Origin of the sequence: Bradyrhizobium yuanmingense (assembly GCF_025200905.1) — a bacterium.
Lineage (GTDB): Bacteria > Pseudomonadota > Alphaproteobacteria > Rhizobiales > Xanthobacteraceae > Bradyrhizobium > Bradyrhizobium yuanmingense.
This window is the reverse complement of record NZ_CP104173.1, coordinates 2587710-2605916: the sequence shown is the minus strand read 5'-3', so window position 1 is coordinate 2605916 and position 18207 is coordinate 2587710. Positions and strand designations below refer to the sequence as shown.

At 66.9% G+C, this 18207-nt stretch carries 16 protein-coding genes and 2 riboswitches; of the genes, 2 read left to right on the top strand and 14 right to left on the bottom strand.

Going from position 1 to position 18207, the window contains the following annotated elements:
• Nucleotides 1–4 precede the first annotated feature (4 nt).
• From N2605_RS12130 to N2605_RS12115, 4 genes are all read right to left on the bottom strand, one after another.
• Entirely contained in the window at nucleotides 5–1585 is a 1581-nt protein-coding gene (locus N2605_RS12130; RefSeq protein WP_260346654.1) for a hydantoinase B/oxoprolinase family protein, read from the bottom strand.
• Nucleotides 1582–3591, bottom strand: coding sequence for a hydantoinase/oxoprolinase family protein (locus N2605_RS12125; RefSeq protein WP_260346653.1), 2010 nt, complete (start codon nucleotides 3589–3591; stop codon nucleotides 1582–1584). Before N2605_RS12125 ends, N2605_RS12130 begins: the two co-directional genes overlap by 4 nt.
• Nucleotides 3592–4054: 463 nt before the next feature.
• Nucleotides 4055–5491, bottom strand: a complete 1437-nt coding sequence (locus N2605_RS12120; RefSeq protein ID WP_260346651.1) for a PepSY domain-containing protein — start codon at nucleotides 5489–5491, stop codon at nucleotides 4055–4057.
• 12 nt (nucleotides 5492–5503) lie between these two features.
• Nucleotides 5504–7861, bottom strand: coding sequence for a TonB-dependent receptor (locus tag N2605_RS12115; protein ID WP_260346649.1), 2358 nt, complete (start codon nucleotides 7859–7861; stop codon nucleotides 5504–5506).
• Nucleotides 7862–7974: 113 nt separating this feature from the next.
• Nucleotides 7975–8177, bottom strand: a riboswitch (cobalamin riboswitch).
• A 72-nt stretch (nucleotides 8178–8249) separates the two neighbouring features.
• On the opposite strand from N2605_RS12115, the gene N2605_RS12110 reads away from it, so the two are divergent.
• Nucleotides 8250–8822 (top strand): histidine phosphatase family protein, encoded by a 573-nt coding sequence (locus N2605_RS12110; protein ID WP_260346647.1) that lies wholly within the window; start codon nucleotides 8250–8252, stop codon nucleotides 8820–8822.
• Nucleotides 8823–8828: 6 nt separating this feature from the next.
• Here N2605_RS12110 and cobT read toward each other — a convergent pair whose 3' ends face one another.
• From cobT to cbiE, 8 genes are all read right to left on the bottom strand, one after another.
• Nucleotides 8829–9881, bottom strand: coding sequence for a nicotinate-nucleotide--dimethylbenzimidazole phosphoribosyltransferase (cobT, locus tag N2605_RS12105; protein WP_260346646.1), 1053 nt, complete (start codon nucleotides 9879–9881; stop codon nucleotides 8829–8831).
• 5 nt (nucleotides 9882–9886) lie between these two features.
• Nucleotides 9887–10636 (bottom strand): precorrin-6A synthase (deacetylating), encoded by a 750-nt coding sequence (gene cobF, locus N2605_RS12100; protein ID WP_036023548.1) that lies wholly within the window; start codon nucleotides 10634–10636, stop codon nucleotides 9887–9889.
• 45 nt (nucleotides 10637–10681) lie between these two features.
• Nucleotides 10682–11359 (bottom strand): energy-coupling factor ABC transporter permease, encoded by a 678-nt coding sequence (locus N2605_RS12095; RefSeq protein ID WP_036023541.1) that lies wholly within the window; start codon nucleotides 11357–11359, stop codon nucleotides 10682–10684.
• A gap of 37 nt (nucleotides 11360–11396) precedes the next feature.
• Nucleotides 11397–11615: riboswitch (cobalamin riboswitch) on the bottom strand.
• Nucleotides 11616–11660: 45 nt separating this feature from the next.
• Complete coding sequence (gene cobA / locus N2605_RS12090; protein ID WP_036005341.1) at nucleotides 11661–12392, bottom strand: uroporphyrinogen-III C-methyltransferase; 732 nt, start codon at nucleotides 12390–12392, stop codon at nucleotides 11661–11663.
• Entirely contained in the window at nucleotides 12389–13699 is a 1311-nt protein-coding gene (locus tag N2605_RS12085; RefSeq protein WP_260346644.1) for a cobyrinic acid a,c-diamide synthase CobB, read from the bottom strand. The genes cobA and N2605_RS12085 overlap by 4 nt, the downstream gene beginning before the upstream one ends.
• Entirely contained in the window at nucleotides 13699–14481 is a 783-nt protein-coding gene (gene cobM, locus N2605_RS12080) for a precorrin-4 C(11)-methyltransferase (protein ID WP_260346642.1), read from the bottom strand. Before cobM ends, N2605_RS12085 begins: the two co-directional genes overlap by 1 nt.
• Nucleotides 14478–14846, bottom strand: a complete 369-nt coding sequence (locus N2605_RS12075) for a cobalamin biosynthesis protein (RefSeq protein ID WP_192893258.1) — start codon at nucleotides 14844–14846, stop codon at nucleotides 14478–14480. Before N2605_RS12075 ends, cobM begins: the two co-directional genes overlap by 4 nt.
• Nucleotides 14843–16024 (bottom strand): precorrin-6y C5,15-methyltransferase (decarboxylating) subunit CbiE, encoded by a 1182-nt coding sequence (gene cbiE / locus N2605_RS12070; RefSeq protein WP_225145925.1) that lies wholly within the window; start codon nucleotides 16022–16024, stop codon nucleotides 14843–14845. The genes N2605_RS12075 and cbiE overlap by 4 nt, the downstream gene beginning before the upstream one ends.
• Between cbiE and N2605_RS12065 the strand changes: the two genes are divergently transcribed.
• Nucleotides 16023–16769 carry a cobalt-precorrin-6A reductase gene (locus N2605_RS12065; RefSeq protein ID WP_260346640.1) on the top strand — a complete coding sequence of 249 codons (747 nt, stop codon included), beginning with the start codon at nucleotides 16023–16025 and terminating at the stop codon, nucleotides 16767–16769. The two genes, cbiE and N2605_RS12065, sit on opposite strands and share 2 nt — an antisense overlap.
• Here the strand turns inward: N2605_RS12065 and cobJ are convergent.
• Together cobJ and N2605_RS12055 are read right to left on the bottom strand one after the other, a co-directional pair.
• Nucleotides 16745–17479, bottom strand: a complete 735-nt coding sequence (cobJ, locus tag N2605_RS12060) for a precorrin-3B C(17)-methyltransferase (protein WP_225145927.1) — start codon at nucleotides 17477–17479, stop codon at nucleotides 16745–16747. The two genes, N2605_RS12065 and cobJ, sit on opposite strands and share 25 nt — an antisense overlap.
• A complete protein-coding gene (locus N2605_RS12055) occupies nucleotides 17476–18207 on the bottom strand; it encodes a precorrin-2 C(20)-methyltransferase (protein ID WP_225145928.1) in 732 nt (243 codons plus the stop codon). Before N2605_RS12055 ends, cobJ begins: the two co-directional genes overlap by 4 nt.

Sequence of the window (18207 nt, the reverse complement as noted above, 5' to 3'; positions counted from 1 at the left end):
TGCCTCACTCCGCCGGAACGGCGCCGTAGCCACCGCCACCGCACATCTCGATCGTGACGAGATCACCTTGCTGCAACACCAGGTTCGACTTGCCGTCGATGGCGACGTTGGCGCCCTGCCGAACCAGCGAGATGCGGCAGGCCTTGCCGGGAGAGCCGCCCTGCATGCCCCACGGCGCCATCACCATGCGTTCGACGCAGGTGGTCAGGTGCATCGAGGGCGCCAGGATGCGGTAGGTGCGGACTGAGCCGTCACCGCCGCGATGCGCGCCCGCGCCGCCGGAATTCCGGCGGATGGCCTGCTGCTCGAGCCGGATCGCGTAATTCGCCTCGATCACCTCGACCGGCGTGTTCGAGGTGTTGGACAGATGCACGCGGGTCGCGGACGTGCCGGCCCGATCGTGCCGCGCGCCTTCGCCACCGCCATGGACTTCATAGAGCATCTTCCACGACCCGTTCGGCCGCGGCTCGGCGAAGAACAGCACACCCGCGGTGGTCGCACCGCCCGCGGACAGGCGCTCGGGAATGGTGTCCTGCATGGCACGGAAAATCGCATCGACGATGCGCATGGAGGTCTCGTGATTGCCGGCGGCAACGGAGGCGGTCCAGCCGGGCTCGAGGATCGAGCCCGGGCGCGTGATGATGGTCAGCGGCCGCAGCGCGCCGGCATTCTGCTGCATGTCGCGCCCACTCATGATGCGCGCGGCATAGGCGACCGCCGAGCGCGCCATGAATGGCGTCGTGTTGCAGAAATTGGAGACGCGGTCGCAACTTCCGGAAAGGTCGAAGGTCGCTTCGTCGCCGCGGATGGTGATCTTGACATGGATGCGCGCCGGCGCGTTGTTCGCGCTGCCGTCGTCGAGATAATCCTCGCCCTCATAGATGCCATCCGGCAGATCGCGCAGCGCTTCCCGCATCTCGATTTCGGAGAGGTCGTGCAGGCGCGACTGCGCCGCCATGAAGACCGCCTTGCCATGCTCGCGGCAGAGCTCGACGATGCGCTTCTCGCCGGCCTTGGTCGCCGCGATCTGGGCAAGAAGGTCGCCCTCGCAGGATTCGGCATCGCGGACATTGGCCTTGAGCAGCTGCACGATCGGCGTGTTGAGGCCGGCCGACGTCGCGATCAGCACCGGCGGAATCCGCATCGCCTCCTGGAAGGTATCGACCGCCTTGGCGAAATAGCTGCCGGGCCAGGTGCCGCCGATGTCGGGCCAATGCGCGAGGCTGACTGCAAAGGCGACGATCTCGCCGTCGAAGAAGACGGGACGCACGACCTTGACGTCGTTGAGATGATTGCCGCCGAGCGCGCCGACATTGTAGATCACGACGTCGCCGTCGTTCAGGCCATCGCGCGGCATCACCTTCAACAGTTCGGGGATGGTGTAGGCCATCGCGCCGAGATGAATCGGAATGTCGCGGCCCTGCCCGACCAGGCCGCCGTGACCGTCGGTGATCGCGGAGGAGAGGTCGCCGGCCTCGCGCAAGAGCGGCGAGCGCGCCGAGCGCGTCATGACGAGGCTCATCTCCTCGGCCGCGGCGGAGAGCCCGTGCCTGATGACCTCGACGACGAACGGATCGAGCTTCATGCCGCCCTCCGCGTCAGGAACAGATTGCCTGATGTATCGGGCCTCGCCTGCCAGCCCGGCGGCACCACCACGGTCGACCAGGCGTCTTCGATGATGGCGGGACCGTTGACGGTCTCGGTCAGCGAGGCGCGGTCGATGATTGCGGTCGGGATGTCATGGAAGCCGTCGAACGAGCAGCTACGCGTGCCCGTAGACACCGCCCTTGCTGCCGTCGCGGGTCGGCTGACGACCGTCGTCGACGGGCGGCGCGCCTGCACGCGCACGGACTCGATGACACAGGGCTCACCGGTCGCATAGCCGAACAGCTCGTGGTGCCGCGTCAGGAAGTCCTGCTTCAGCCTGGCGACGTCAAGCGGCAGCGTGAAGGATACCGGAATGGCGTCATTCTGCGCCGCGTAGCGCATCAAGGCCACCAGCTCGACCTGGATGTCCGCCTTCGCAACATTGCTGGCGAGAAGCGGCGCCGAGGCATCGGCAATCAGGGCCTCGATCCGTTCCGAGACGCGCGCGAGATCGATGCCGTCGAGGGCGGCGCGAAGGGTCTGCTGCTGCAGGAAGCTGAAATCGGCGGTGAGACAGCCCAACGCCGAGAATGCGCTCGACGCACTGGGCACGACCACCTCCGCAATGCCGTAGAGATCGGCGAGGCCTGCGGCATGCATCGGGCCGCCGCCGCCGAAGGCCAGCAGCGTGCAATCGCGCCCGTCGATGCCGCGCTCGACCGTGACGCGGCGGAGCGCGCGGGCCATGGTCGCGTTCGCGACCTTGATGATGCCGAGCGCCGTCTCCGTCAGGCTCAGCCCGAGCGCGCGGGCAATCGGCGCGATGACGCGCTTTGCGGCCGCGATGTCGATGCCGATGCGGTCGCCAAGCTTGGTCTCAGGATTGAGATAGCCGAGCACCGCATTGGCATCGGTGATGGTCGGCTCCGTGCCGCCACGGCCATAGCAGGCCGGGCCCGGCTCGGAACCGGCGCTCTCTGGCCCGACCGTCAGCCCGCCGGGACCGTTGCGCACGATCGATCCACCGCCGGCACCGATCGAGTGCACCGCGAGCATCGGCTGGCGCAGCGGCTTGTCGCCGAGCATGCGGCCGTCGGTCATCTCGGCCTGGCCGTCGACGATCAGGCACACATCCGTCGTGGTGCCGCCCATGTCGAAGGTCAGCATCCGCGCGCAGCCGAGCTGGCGCGCAATGCTGACCGACGCCGAGACGCCGGCCGCCGGGCCCGACATCGCCATCACCAGCGGACGCTGCTTCACCGCCGAAATCGGCACCATGGCGCCGGCGGAGTGAAACACCTGCAGGCCGGGCCCGATCGGCAGCCGCTGCTCCAGCTCGCTGAGATATTCCACCGCGATCGGCATCGCGGCCGCGTTGAACACGGTTGCCGAGGTTCGCTCATATTCGCGCGCCTCGGGATTCACCTCGTGCGAGAGCGAGACGTGGGCGACGACGCCCCTGAGCCGCTCGCCCAGCATCTTTTCATGCACCGGATTGGCATAAGCGTGAAGGAGCGCGACTGCGACGCTCTGCACGCCGGTCCCCTTCAGCCACGCCACCAGGCGTTCGACCTCCGCTTCCTCGAGCGCCTTCAGCACCCGCCCCTCATGATCGAGGCGCTCGGCGAGCCCAAAGCAGCGTTCAGGCGGCACCAGAGGCAGCGATTTCGGCGGAATGTCGAGCCGGTAGAGGTCTCGGCGGCGATAGCGCGCGATCTCGAGCACGTCGGCAAAGCCTTCGGTCGCGACCAGCGCCACCTTCGGCAGCCGGTTCTCGACGATCGCGTTGGTCACGCGCGTGGTGCCGTGGACGAAGCGCTTCACCTCGCTCTTGCGCAGGCCGGCCGCCTCGATCGCCTCCAGCATCGCTTGCACCGGTGCGTCGGGGCGCGACGGCACCTTCGCAATCCGCGCTTCCGCGGAATCGCGCCGGATCGCGATGATGTCGGTGAAGGTGCCACCGATATCGGTGCCGACCTCCCAATGATTGCCGGGATCGCTCATCTGCACAATCAGCTACGCGTGACGTTCATCATCATTCCCTGTCATGCCATCACGTGCGAGCGTGCGACAGAGCGATGGCCGCGGGATAGGGTCAGAGTTGTCGCAAACCAAAGCGCTAGCAAGCCACCGGCCTTGCGCGGCGCAGCATCGGCTGCACGTTTCCGTGCAGCGCTGCTCGCGCAGAGAGCAGAAGGCCGCGAAGTCAAAATGTGCAGCGCACCCTTGGATTCTTCGAGGCAAATAGAAGCGCCCGTTGCACTGCAATCGGATCGCACAAGGCCGTTTGTCTAATTTGCAGGCGATCGGTCGGCGGTGCGGGAGACAGCACTGACCAAGAGCTATGCACGCAGGTCGGCTCAGCCTCTCTTTATTGTACGGTCGGTAAGCGAGGACATCACCGGCCGCTGGTGGATAACCCGGCGCGCCGAACGGGTCGCGCCGGGTACGGAGATTTCGCGACTGGCTATGCGCTCGCCAGCCATGCCCGCAAGCGCCGCCAGCCGATGACGATGCCGGTGATGGAGAACATCAGCCCGAGCGTACAGAGCCCGACAATGAGAGCGTCACGCAGCCGCGCATGAGCCAGCAGAATCGGGAAATCAAGCGTGTGCAGCGCACTGTAAAGCCAGCGATAGGCGCGGCGCGACGGGTCCAGTCTTTGCAGCAGCTTGCCATCGGCGGCATCGACATCGAACCAGAGATCGCCGCAGGTCGTGCGGTAGACGGGGGCCCCCGGAAGTGCGGATTGCGCCGGATAGTCGTCGTTGCCGGCGAGCAGGAACGGTGCGGCACAGCCGGCGCCAAGGCGCGCCGTCAGGTCGCCGATCTCCTGCCTATCCAGGTATGGCGCCGGTCCATCGCGCGGCGCCTCCCCTGCCCTGATCAACGCCTGACGGCCGAGACCAACCCGGTCGCGCCGATAGACATGGCCGTTGAAGGCGAACCATTCGACCTCGCGGGCCAACGGCGATATTGGCTGCGGATCGAGCGACGACGCGTCTCGCCAATCCGGGGCGGCATCGACCACGCCGGCCTCTGTCGGAGTCAGTTGCCCGCGCGAGAACAGGCGGCCGTGATCCATCGACAGCCAGCCGCTGAAGATCCAGGTCAGCACAAACACGGTCGCGACGAGACCGATGATGTGATGCAGGGCGTGCCAGCCACGATAGGGCGACGAGAGCTGGCGTCCCCGCATTTTCACACGCACGATTCCGAGCACCGCACCAAGCAATGCCGCGATCAGGGCCAGCAGCGACAGCGTCCAGACCACGCCATCCCACAGCGCCCAGCTGCTGCGCAGAATTGTCGGATAGATCCAGTGCAGCACGCTGCCGGCCCAGTTCCACGCGCGCTCGCTGCGCCTCGTATCCAGGACGACTTCGCCGGTCAGCGACGAAACGTAGACCTCCGTTCCAGGGGCATCGCCGAGAGCGGCGCGAGACAAGGGGCGATGCCGATCAAAACCGTTCGGCACGCTCCACTGATCGTAGTCCGACTGCGCGACGATCGCGGCGCGCGGCGCGTCGAGCCCGCGCTGACGTGAATAAGCTTGCACGATGGTGAGCGCGACATCGGCTGATGTCACCGACGCGTCTCCTCCATCGGAGGCGCGAACCGCTCGCGAACCTGTGGAGCCCGAGACGACGTAGACCGGTCCATCGCTCCGCTGGATCAGCCGAACACGCCTGCCATCGGCAATCCCGCTCGCCGCAACGGCGTCCGCGACCGAGATCCTCGTCCCGTCGCGATCGACCGGCACAAGTCCGGCAAATCGCTCCGCTTCCGTCAGCGACGGAAACGGGACGAAGTGCATGACGATCCCGCTCGCGAACCACATCGCGAACAGCAGACAGAACGCGATGCCGAGCCAGCGATGCGTGAGGACGATCGCGCCCATCATGCGCTCAGGGCCTCACCATTTGAACGCGGCCGATATTTCGTAGGTGCGCGGCGCGCCCAGGAGGATCTGGTCCGGATAGAACGGATCGCCCCAGATCGCGTAGCGCTTATCAGTGATGTTGCGGATACGGAAGGTCAGGCGGGCCTGGTCGACCGCATTGAACGCCGTCTTGGGGATGTCGACGAAGGCGTAGACGTCGGCCACGGTGTAAGCCTTCATCGTCACGACGTTGGCGTCGGTGTTGTAGCGGTCGCCGACATGACGGCCGGTGATGCCAAGCTCCACCGGCCATGGTGTGAAGAAGCGATACGACGCGCCGGCATTGGCGACGATACGCGGCACGTTTGGCGGCGTGTTGCCGGAGAACGAGCCGCCGGCAAAATTGTAGTCGGCATAGCGCGCATCGACATAGGCGATGTTGCCCCACAGCCGCAGCGGCTCGATCGGGCGTATCGAGGCGGCAAGCTCGACGCCTTTCGACTCCTGTCGTCCGGCGATGTTCAGTTGCATGCCGCCGGCGGCCGCATAGACGTTCTTGCGCAGGATGTCATAGGCCGAGAACGACCACTCCGCCCGATTGTCCCAGAACAGGTGCTTGACACCGGTCTCATAGGTGCGCGCGGTGGTCAGATCGAGCGGCTGGGTGGGCGAGAGCAGGAAGATGTTGTTGGCTGCGACGTCGGCGCCGGTGGCGTATTGGCTGAAGAAGGTCAGGCCGGGAACGGCCTCCCAGGTGTAGCCGATGCGGCCCGTCACCGGCGCCCAGTCTTTCCTGAATGGGAAGCCCACCTTCTCCACACCGTTCTTGTCGGTCGAGTTGCGGTCGAGCCCGATGTGCTCGACACGAAGGCCGCCGATCAGCGCGAAGCTGCGCGTCAGCTTGAGCCGGTCCTCGAATGACAGCGCCTCGTTGTCGATGCGCGCGGTCTGCTGCTGTGTCGTGAGCAAGCCGTAGAAACCGCGGTTGGGGTCGACCAGCGAAACGGAATCGCCGGGAAAGTTTGCCGCACCGGGCCTGACGAAATCGAGATAGCTCGACGACAGCGTCGTCACGAGCCGATTGTCGAAGCCCGCAATATTTGTATCCCAGATCAGGTCGGTGATGTTGCCGACCAGTCGCTGACTGTGGGCGACATAGAAACGCTCGCGATCGACCAGGTTCGTGGTGGAATTGAACGCCTCGATCTCGTTATTGAACCAGGTCCGTTCCGCGCCATAGCCATAGGCCTGACTTTTCAGCGTGAGGTCAGGCGCGAGCTTCAGCTCGAAGCCGCCACGCAGCCACACTTCCTGCGCCACGTTGCGGTTATCGAGAACGTTGTAATTGGTGTTGAAGGTGCGGTCGTCGATGGTGACGGCACCGAGATTGGTTCCGTTGTAATTCGAGACGTAATTGCCGGAGACGATCCCCGTCGTCGCATGCGAACCGCTGAAGGCCACCGGCACCAGCGGCGCGCCCCAATAGGCCTTCGAGCGGTCTTCGCGATATTCGACCGCACCCCAGATCCTGAGGCTGTCGGAAACACGGTAGTTGAGCTGGCCGGACGTGCCGAACGTCTTGACATTGGTGTCATCGGCAAAGCCGTTGAGGGCGGAACGGCTGATGTCGAAGCGATAGTCCAGGCCTTGCACATTGGTGCTGCCGCCGGAGCCGTAATGGGCACGGAACGAGTTCAGCGAGTCCCAGGAGAAATCGGCCTCGTTGCTGACAGCTCCGGTGTGCGGCTGCTTAGTGACGAAGTTGATCGCGCCGCCCGCGGCGCCCTCGCCCGAAATCAGCGAAGCCGGGCCCTTGAGGAATTCCACCGCTTCCAGATTGGCGGTATCCACGATCCGCGAGGTCATGTTCTGCGGACCGATCTTGATGCCGTTGTAGAGCGTGTTGATCTGGCTGTTGGTGAAGCCGCGCATCGAGAAGGCCGAAGGTTCGGCCGGGTTGTCGCCCGAGGTGACGCCGGCGGCGCCCTGCGCCACCTCGGACACGGTGCGATGGCCCTGCTCGCGCATGGTTTCGGCCGAGATCACCTCGACCGTCGCGGGCGTCTGCCGCACCGTCAGGCCGAGCCGCGAGGCGCTTTCGGCAACGGCATTGGTGTTGAGCGGCGTTTGCGGCGTCGAATCCGGCGTGACGGGTCTTGGCGCTGCGGATACAGCCGCCGGCCTGCGCGCTGCCGCGCGGCGCGCGCTCTGCGCCGTTCCTGCTGCCGGTTTGGCCGGCTTGCGGGCCTGGGCAGGCGACACCTCGACGGGTGGCAGCGACTCTCGGGCCTGCTGCGCCAGAGCGGCCGGCAGACCAAGAGCGGCAAAGGACGTGAACGCGGCGGAAACCAGCAGGACGCGGCGCGGTCGTGCGATACGGATGGAAGACACAGGTGAAAACCTCGGTATGACGTCAGTGGCACGTCACAGCGAACGAGGTTTCACCTTCGGCCTTAGCCGTCCGATGAAGCCGAATGTCTGTACTCCCCGACCGACATCTTCGCGTGTGACCACGGCTGACGGCAGGTCTCCTGGCTCGCGGGTCGTGACCGCTTCGTCGCCTTCCCGGGACCGAGGACCCAGTGGCTCCTGACGAAGGATTCACCGCTTACAGTTGCGGGGGCAGCCGCGGCATTGGGGACAATTTTCCCCGCACCGCATTCCCTTTTCATTCCCTCTCGGGAAAACCGTCGCGAGCATCTAGGATTACCACCAAGACAGAGTCAATGTGCCAGTTGCGGCGTTGGGGCCACAGCAACCAACTTCCTTGGAGATGAGCATGGAAGGCGAGACCTTCCTCTGGTTGATCAGGCATGCGGCCGTCGCGGGCGTGCCCGGGACGATCCATGCGGCCGATGCGCGGGCCGACCTCGGCGATCACGCTGCATTGGCGGCCCTAAGGCAGCTGTTGCCCGCGGATGTCGCCGGCTATGCCAGCCCGTCGCGGCGCACGGTCGAGACGGCGCGCGCGCTGGGGCTCGAACCGGCGCTGATCAGCGAGTTTCGCGAGCAGGATTTCGGCGACTGGACCGGCCATCGGCATGACGAGCTCGCCGCGACCGGTGGCGAGGCCTACGCGCAGGTCTGGCGCGATCCGGCGCACGGACGGCCGCCGAATGGCGAGAGCTTTGCGGATCAGGTCGCCCGCGTCCGCCTGGGCCTGGCCCAGATTGGCGCAGGCTCCGCAGCACTGGTCGTCCATTCCGGCACCATACGCGCTGCGCTCTGCATCGCGCTCGATCTCACACCGGAAGCCGCGCTGCGCTTCGTCGTCGATCCGCTGTCGCTGACCCGGATCGACCGGCTGGCGGGCGGTTGGCGCGTCGTGTCGGTCAACCAGCGCGTGGCTTGAGCCGCATCAAGAAGACCGATCCGGCACATTGGCCTGCGCGAACGTCGCCATGCCATTGTGAAGTGCGCACGCCGAGCGCACCAGCGGCAGCGCGATGGCGGCGCCCGATCCCTCGCCGAGCCTGAGATCGAGGCTGATCAGCGGCTGCACATTCAGCGCGCGCAACACCAGCCGATGCCCCTGCTCCGCCGATTGATGCGAGGGCAATAGGAACGGCTGGCAGGACGGGTTGAGGCGCGCCGCCGCCAGCGCCGCCACCGAGACGATAAAGCCGTCGATCAACACGGGGATGCGACGTTGCGCAGCCGCGATGATCGCGCCCGAGATCGCCGCGATCTCGAGGCCGCCTACAGCGCACAGGATTTTTTCGGGTGACGCCCCCGCAACGCCGTGATGCGCGATCGCCGCATCGATCACCCGCACCTTGTGCGCGCGGCCCAACGCATCGACGCCGGTGCCGCTGCCCGCGATCTCCCCGGCGCTCACACCGAGCAGGCTCGCAGCAATCGCCGCCGACGTCGTGGTGTTGCCGATCCCCATCTCGCCGAAGATCAAGAGATCAGGCCGGCCGGCCTCGGCGCGCACCACCGCGCGCTGCCCGGCCTCGAAGGCGAAGGCCAATTCCGTGGGCGTGAGCGCGGCCTCGACACTGAAATCGCGGGTGCCGCTGCGCGGCTTGTCGGTGACGATTCCCGCGATCTGCGCCTCGGCCAGCGTGCCGGCGTCGACCACCTCGAGGCTCGAACCCAGCTCGCGCGCCAGCACCGAGATCGCGGCGCCACCGGCGGCAAAATTCGCCATCATCGCGATGGTGACGGCTTGCGGATAGGCCGACACGCCCTGCGCGACGATGCCGTGGTCGCCGGCGAAGATGATGATCGGCACCCGCGCGGCGCGCGGTTGCTCGGTGGCCTGCAGGCCCGCAAGCTCGATTGCGAGCTGCTCGAGCCGGCCGAGCGCGCCGGTCGGCTTCGTCAGTTGCGCCTGCCGCGCAATGGCCGCCTCGCGATGAACAGCGGAGACCTCGGGGCAGTTCTGATAAACCCATTCGGGAAGCATGCTGCTCAACGCCTGCGTTTGATGATGTAGCTATCCATGATCCAGCCGTGCCGCTCGCGCGCCTCTTGCCGCAACGCGACGATGCGCGGGCCGACCTCGGCCAGCGCGCCGGACATGATGATCTGATCGGGCATGCCGAGATAGGCCCCCCACCAGATGTGAAGCCCGGCCGGATCCAGCGATTGGAACGCCGTGCCGCCATCGAGCATCACGACGACGGTATCGACGCCCTGCGGCCAGCCGCCTTCGCGCAAGCGCCGCCCCGTCGTGACCAGAAACGGCTCGCCGATGTCGTTGAGCGGCAGCGCATGCGCCGCGCACAGCGCCTGGATCGAGGTGATCCCAGGCACGACCTCGATTGTCGGCAATGGATCGAGCCGCCGCGCAATGCGCAGCGAAGAATCATAGAGCGAAGGATCGCCCCAGATCAGCAGCGCGACCTTGCCCTCATCTTCGAGATGCCCAGCTATCGTCTGCGACCAAATCGCGGCCACCGCATCGTGCCAATCGTCGACGCCCTTGCGGTAGTCCGCCTCGGTCGCATCGCGCACGGGAAGATCGAATTCGGCGATGCGCGTCGTTTTGTTGGTGAGCACACCGGCGCAGATCGTTCGCCTGAGATCGGCGAGATCGGATTTCGCAGTCCCCTTGCGCGGGATCAGGATGAGATCGGCGGCGTTGATGGCGTCAACGGCGGCGCGCGTGAGCTGCGCGGGATCGCCGCAACCGATGCCGATCAGGGAGAGCGTTAGCATCGCGAGCGCGATGGGCGGCCACACCGGCCGCCCATCGCTGATCTCTTACGCCGCGTTGTGCAGGCGCGGGGTGACGAGGCCGGGCGCGGTGACGCCGCGCAGCGACTTCGCCAGCGCCAGCACCGCGAGATCGGCGAGCGGTTCGATCACGATCACCAGCGCATAAGCGGCAGCGAACGTCCCGACGCTGGCGAGATTGCTCATCGCAAAGCCGGAGCCATAGAGCGCCCAGAACGCCACCCATGCGATCACGCCGGCCTGGTAGGTCGTCGAAAGCGCCAGCGCCTGACCGTACTTCAAATCGACATAGGCGGTGTTGCGGGCAATGATCCGCTTGGCGATCGCCTGGATCGCGAACAGCGGCACCAGAAGCGTGGTGACGTTCATGCCGTATTGCGGCAGATCGACTGGCTCCAGCAGCATGCCCTGAAGCAGCAGGCCAAATGCAAGGCCGAAGGCGGCGGGCGCAGCACCAAAGAGCAGGAACAAGGTCGAGCCGAGGATGAAGTGCACCTCTGATACCCCAACCGGAAAGTGCGGCAGGATTTCGAAGAAGACGAAGACGAGAGCGGTGGTGGCCAGTGTCCGCGCCGCGAACGAGCCGGCGCCCTGCTCGCGCACGGTCTCGACCGCGAGCTTCAAGGCAACGCCGCCTGCGGCGATGCCGGTTGCGTAACTCAACACGAGCTTGGCGCCCGTCACGATCCCGGGTTCGATATGCATGGCTCAATTCCTTTCCGCCGTCACACCCGACGGCCTTGGCCTCAAAACGTGCACGGCCGGTCTCCTGGCTCGCGGTTCACTGGGTTCTCCGGCCTTCCCGGACCTTGCGGTCCAGTGGCGGTTCGGAGGCCCTCACCGCTTACAGTCGCGGGGGCGGCTGGGGTTTTGGGCGCCGCAACTGGGTCCGCCCATCCCCATTCCCGATTATGCTCCGGCGCTTTGCGCCGCGTCGAGCACCATGCCGCTCTTGTGTGCCCCTTTCGTATCGCGGGCGTCAAGGGGCGAACCGCTGCCGGAGCCGTCATGCCGGATATTCTCCCGCCAGCGCGCCGAACAGGATGACGGCCGCAGTGGAAGCGGCGCCGCCGCGCCCAAGCTGCTCGGCGAGCTCGGCAATCGTGGTGCGGACCAGCCGTTCGTCGGGACGCCCGAGAGATTCGGCGAACAGCGCCGGAGTGCTGGGAGCGAGGCCGTGCGCGATCAATTTTGCGGCAAGCGCCGGAAAGGTGCGCCGGCCCATATAGACCACGGTCGTGGCCTCGGGGTCGGCCAGTGCCGCCCAATTCAGATTGGGCGGCAGCTCGCCCGTGACGTCAGCGCCGGTGATGAACTGCACCCGGCGGGAGGTATACCGGCGGGTCAGGGGAATGCCGGCCTGGGCGGCGGCGACACAGGCGGAGGTGACGCCGGGAACGATCTCGTAGCCGATGCCGGCCTCGCGCAGCGTCTCGATCTCCTCCTCCAGCCGGCCGAAAATGCCGGCATCGCCGGACTTGAGCCGCACCACGCGCGCGCCGGTTGCGGCATAGTCGACCAGGAGACGGTTGACGTGGTGCTGCTTGGTCGAAGGACGCCCGGCCCGCTTTCCCACCGCGACGAGATTGGCGCCGGGCCGTGCGAGATCGAGGATCGCGCCGGAGGCAAGATCGTCATAAAGCACGACGTCGGCCTCGCGCAGCCGCGTGGCGCCCTTCACCGTGAGGAGCTCGGGATCGCCCGGACCGGCGGAAACGAAAGAGACAAAACCGCTCACCGGTCCTCCGCGATCAGATGGAAGAACGTGCCGGTGGCATGGCCACGGCGCGAGCCGGTTTCGGCAATGACCGCGCCGGTGGCATCGTGCACGACCGCGAGCGGCGTATCGGGCTGGGCGAGGATGGTCGAATAGTGGAACTCGTGGCCGCGCAGGCGCGCGCCAGGCTGATGCCCCGGCATCGGCGCAGCCAGTTCAGCAAGACGATAGCCGAGATGCATGCGGCGCTTGGCAAAGCTGGTCTCGAGGCCAAGCAGCCCCGCCATCTCATGGCTGATACCGTCGGCGTCGGTCAGGCCTGCGCCCAGCACCATATAGCCTCCGCATTCGCCATGCACCGGCCGCGTCTCGGCGAAAGCGCGCAAGCCGCTGCGAAAGCGCGCATTGGCCGCGATCTTTCCTGCATGAAGCTCGGGATAGCCGCCGGGCAGCCAACACACGTTGGCGCTCGCATCGGGCGCTTCATCGGCCAGCGGCGAGAACGGCACGATCTCGGCGCCCGCGGCGCGCCAAGCTTCCAGCATATGCGGATAGACGAAGGAGAACGCCGCATCGCGCGCCAGCGCGATGCGCTGGCCGGGCGGCGTCACGTTCAATCCGTTCGCCGCAGCTTGCGGCGACCATTGGCCTGCCGAGTGGAGCACCGCATCGAGATCGACGTGCTCGGCGACAAAGCGCGCGGCCTCGTCGATCAGCTTGCCGATCTCGGCCTGCTCCTCGGCCTGCACGAGACCGAGATGCCGCTTCGGCAGGCTGATCTCGGCATGGCGCGGCAGCGCGCCGAACACTTTGATGCCGGCCTCGTTCAGCGCGCGCCGCACCAGATCCTCATGGCGGGGGCTGGCGACGCGATTGAGCACGACGCCGCCAAGGCGCACGCCGGCGCGGTAATCGCGAAGGCCGGCGGCGATCGCTGCCGCAGTCTGCGCCTGGCCGGAGGGATCGATCACCAGAACCACTGGCCAGCCCAGCATCTCCGCGATATCAGCGGTCGCTCCGGTGGCGGAGACACCGCGCGCGGCGACACCGTCGAACAGGCCCATCGATCCCTCGGCGAGAACGACATCTGCATTGCCGCCACGGCTGACGAGATGCGCGATGGTGCCGCGATCCATCGCCCAGCTGTCGACGTTGACCGAGGCGCGTCCCGTGGCTGCGGCGTGGAAGGCGGGATCGATATAGTCGGGGCCGCTCTTGAAGCACTGCACGTTCAGGCCGCGCTTGCGCCAGGCGCGGGCGAGCGCCAGCGTCAGCGTGGTCTTGCCGACGCCGGAGGCCGGCGCGGAGATGACGAGGCTCGCCGGCATCACGACGCCTCCGGAAAGCGCGGCTCGGCACCGACCGGCCGGTAGCGGCGGTCGTAATCGGCGGCATAGAGACGGCTCTCGTCAAAATCGGCAGCGCCAAGCGTCTTGCCGACCAGGATCAGCGCCGTGCGCTCCATCTCGCCACCCACGAACGCACCGAGCGTTGCAAGCGTCGCGCGCACGATGCGCTGCTCCGGCCAGCTCGCGCGCCAGACGATCGCGACCGGGCAATCCGCGCCGTAATGCGGCGTCAGCTCGGCGACGACCTGGTCGAGCAGATGGATCGACAGGTGGATCGCGAGCACCGCGCCGGTCGCAGCGAACGCGGCGAGCTTCTCGCCCTCGGGCATCGCGCTGGCACGGCCCGGCGTGCGCGTCAGCACGACCGTCTGAGCAAGACCGGGCAGCGTCAGCTCAGCCTCCAGCGCGGCCGCGGCAGCCGAGAACGAGGGAACGCCGGGTGTCACCGAGTAGGGAATCCCGAGCGCACGCAAACGGCGGAGCTGCTCGCCCATCGCCGACCAGATTGAGAGATCGCCGGAATGCAGCCGCGCGACATCCAGGCCTGCCGCATGCGCGGCTGCGATCTCGGCGATGATCTGGTCGAGCGACATTGGCGCGGTGTTGACGATACGTGCGCCGGGCGGGCAATGCGCCAACACGCCCTCCGGCACCAGCGAGCCGGCATAGAGACAAACCGGACTGGCCGCGATCAGGTCGCGGCCGCGCAACGTCAGCAGATCGGGTGCGCCCGGCCCGGCACCGATGAAATGCACCGTCATGGGCCGTCTCCTTCGGCAATCGCGGCGGTCGCGGTGCGATCCTGCGAGACAACCCGTGCTGCAATCAACCGCGCGCGCGGACCGGCGACCGCGAGCGCAGCAGCCTCGGCTACAGATCCGGTGCCAAATTTCTCCGCGATGAGCTTCGATTGCGTGGGCGTGTCGATGCCGGCCAGTGTCGCGACCGGAACGGCCCTGATCGGCACGCCGCATTCGCGTGCGAGCTGCTTCAGCGCCTCGGTATCGGCCTTGTCGCTGACGGTTGCCATCGCCGCAAGCCCTTCCGCACCGCCCGCAGCGAGCAGCGCTTCGCGCAACGAAGCCAGCGTCACATCGCGCTTGAAGCCGAGTCCGGCGACCTTCATCGGACCACACTCCACTGCACCACGGGGCGTGCTGCTTCCCACGACCGATAGCGGCCGAGCGGAGCGGCATGAGAAATTTCGGCTCTCATAAGCTCGCCACCATGGCGCTGATGTAGCTCGCTGAGCAACGCTTCCGTTTCCAGCGTGACCGAGTGTGCGACGAGCCGCGCTCCGAGCGAGAGCCGCGTCCAGATCGCATCAAATAACACTTCGTCGAGACCACCGCCAATGAAGACGGCATCCGGCGCTTCCAACCCGGCAAGAGCTTCCGGTGCCCTGCCCGTGACGATTGTGATCCGATGTGCCAGACCGAAGGCGGCCGCATTCTTGCGAATGTTCGCGGCGCGATCCTCGCGCGCCTCGACCGCAATCGCCGTCCCACCATCCAGCGCCCACTCCACGGAGATCGAGCCTGAACCAGCGCCGATGTCCCACAGCCGCTCGCCGGCCCGCGGCGCCAGCGCCGAGAGCGCAAGCGCGCGCACCGGCCGCTTGGTGATCTGGCCGTCATGGACGAAGAGGTCGTCCGATAATCCCGAACTGCGGGGCATCCCCTGTCCGCCCTTCGCCTCGACGGCGACGGTGACCAGGTTTCCGGCGAGATCACCGGCAAGACTATCGGCGCGATATTCTGTGATGCTTTCGCGCGGGCCACCGAGGGCGGCGAGCATCCAGAAGGCTGAGGCGCCCCACCCGCGCTCGCTCAACCACCTAGCCAGATCGCCAGCCGCTTTCCCATCGCGCACGAGACAGATGATGCGCGCCCCTCGCGCCAGATGCGGACCGAGACGCTCGAACGGTGCGGCGTGAAGCCCGAGGCAGACGGTGGATTCGAGTCGCCAGCCCAGCCGCGCGGCGGCGAGCGAGAAGGTGGACGGAGCAGGATGCGCGATCCACTCGTCGCCACCGAGCTTCTCGGCAAGGCTCGCGCCGGCGCCATGCCAGAACGGATCGCCGGAGGCGAGCACCACCGTCGGCCTGCCGCGACAGCTCAGCACGACATCCGCATCGAACGGCACCGGCCATGGACGACCGCGGCTGCCAATTTCGGCAAGCGCAAGATGGCGCTCGCCGCCGAACACGGTTTCGGCCTTGGCAAGCGCCTTTCGGCTTGCCTCCGACAGCCCGGCAAGGCCATCTTCGCCGATACCGATGATGGTCAGCCAGGGATCAGACATGATTCGCGCCCTCATTCTGGGCGGAACGGCCGATGCGAGCCTGCTCGCCGCGGAGATCGCGCGCGCCGGCATCGATGCCGTCTATTCCTATGGCGGCCGCACCCGCGCGCCCGCCGATCAGCCGCTGCCGACGCGCATCGGCGGGTTTGGCGGCGTGAGCGGACTTGCGGATTACATCCGCGCCGAAGGCATCACGCATGTGATCGATGCAACGCATCCCTTCGCCGCGGAAATGAGCCGCAACGCCGTTGCGGCTTGCACCGAGACGGGCACGCCGTTGCTTGCGCTGGAGCGCGCGCCCTGGATCAAGGCGTCCACCGACAACTGGATCGAGGTGGCGGATGTCAATCCTGCCGTCTCCGCACTGCCCGACGCCCCGGCAAACGTGTTCCTCGCCATCGGTCGCCAGCACATTGCGCCATTCGCGACGAAGCCGCAGCACGCCTACACGCTGCGCTTCGTCGACCCGCCCGACGCGCCCCTGCCCTTCGCGGCCGATGTGATCGTGTCGCGCGGACCGTTCACGCTTCATAGTGAGCTGGCGATGATGCGCACACGCGGCATCGCCTGGATCGTTGCCCGCAATTCCGGCGGCGACGGCGCACGCGCGAAGATCGACGCGGCGCGCATGCTCGGCCTGCCCGTGATCATGATCTCGCGACCAGAGCTGCCCGAGCGCCAAAGGGTCGAGAGTGTCACTGACGTGATGCAGTGGCTCGGTCATTCTGCCCGCCTCGGCGCATAGACCCAGCGGCCGACGCGGCGCGTCTGCGAGTTGCCGAGGATCACCAGCGTGCGCATGTCGGCCATCTCGGGCGTCGCCTGGTTCAGCGTCACGATCTCGATCTTTTCATCGGCCGCGCTGATCGCGCGCGCGAAGATCATGAGACGCTCGCCGCAGCCGGCCTCGCGAAGCAGCGCCAGCGCACGGCCGAATCCTTCCGGGCGGCTGGCCGAGCGCGGGTTGTACATCGCGATGGCAAAATCGCCTTCCGCCGCGAGGCGCAGGCGCTTCTCGATCACCGCCCACGGCTTGAGATTGTCGGAGAGATTGATCGCACAGAAATCATGGCCGAGCGGCGCGCCGGCACGCGCGGCGGCCGCCAGCATCGCGGTGACGCCGGGCAGCACACGGATCGAAAGTTCACGAAATTCCGGCGCCTGCTCGAGCGCCTCGAACACGGCGGATGCCATCGCGAACACGCCGGGATCGCCAGAAGAGACGACGACGACCTGACCGCCTTCGGCGGCAAGCCGCAGGGCTTCGCTCGCGCGTTGCAGCTCTTCGCGATTGTCGGATGGATGCAGAGTGAGCCCAGGCCGCGGCGGCACGCGCGCGACATAGGGCGCATAGCCCAGAATGTCGGTCGCCGTCGCAAGCGCGGCGGAAACTTCCGGCGTCACCAGCGCGTCGCTGCCCGGCCCGAGGCCCGCGATGGTCAGTGTGCCTGTCATTCGGCGGCATCCAGATGCCGGCCCTTGCCGTGCACGAGCACGATCGCGAAATAGGGACAATCGGCCGCATCGATCTCGGCGAGCCGCACCACGCGCTCGCCTGGCATGGTGCCACGCTCAACCAGCCAGGCATCGGCGAGCCGCCCGGCGGAGCTGAGCGCGCGGCGCACTTTTGCGAGATTGCGGCCGGTCTTCATGACGACCAGTGCATCGGAATCGCGCATGCGCCGTTCGAGCTCGGCCTCGGACAGCGTGCCCATCAGCACCGTCGTCACGTCGTCGCCGAGCGCGATCGGCCGGCCGACGCCGTTCCAGCAGCCGACCATGCCGGGAATGCCGGCGATCACCTCGATCTCGACGCGGCCTTGCAGGCGCGTGTGCAGATGCATGAACGATCCGTAAAAGTAAGGATCGCCCTCGCAGAGCACGACGACGTCGACGGCGCGCGAAAGCCGCGCCAGGCGCTCGGCCCATTCGTCGTAGAAGCCGGCGAGCAGCTGGACATATTCGGGGCTGTCGAAAGCGATCTCCGTCGTAACAGGATATTCCATGGGATATTCGGTAACGCCCGCAGCCAGCATGCCATCGACGATGCGGCGCGCCTGACCGGGCCTGCCCTTCTTGCGAAAATAGGCGACGTGGCTAGCGCCCCGCACCGTACGATCGGCACGCACGCTCATCAGATCAGGATCGCCGGGGCCGAGACCGCAGCAGATGATGCGTCCCAT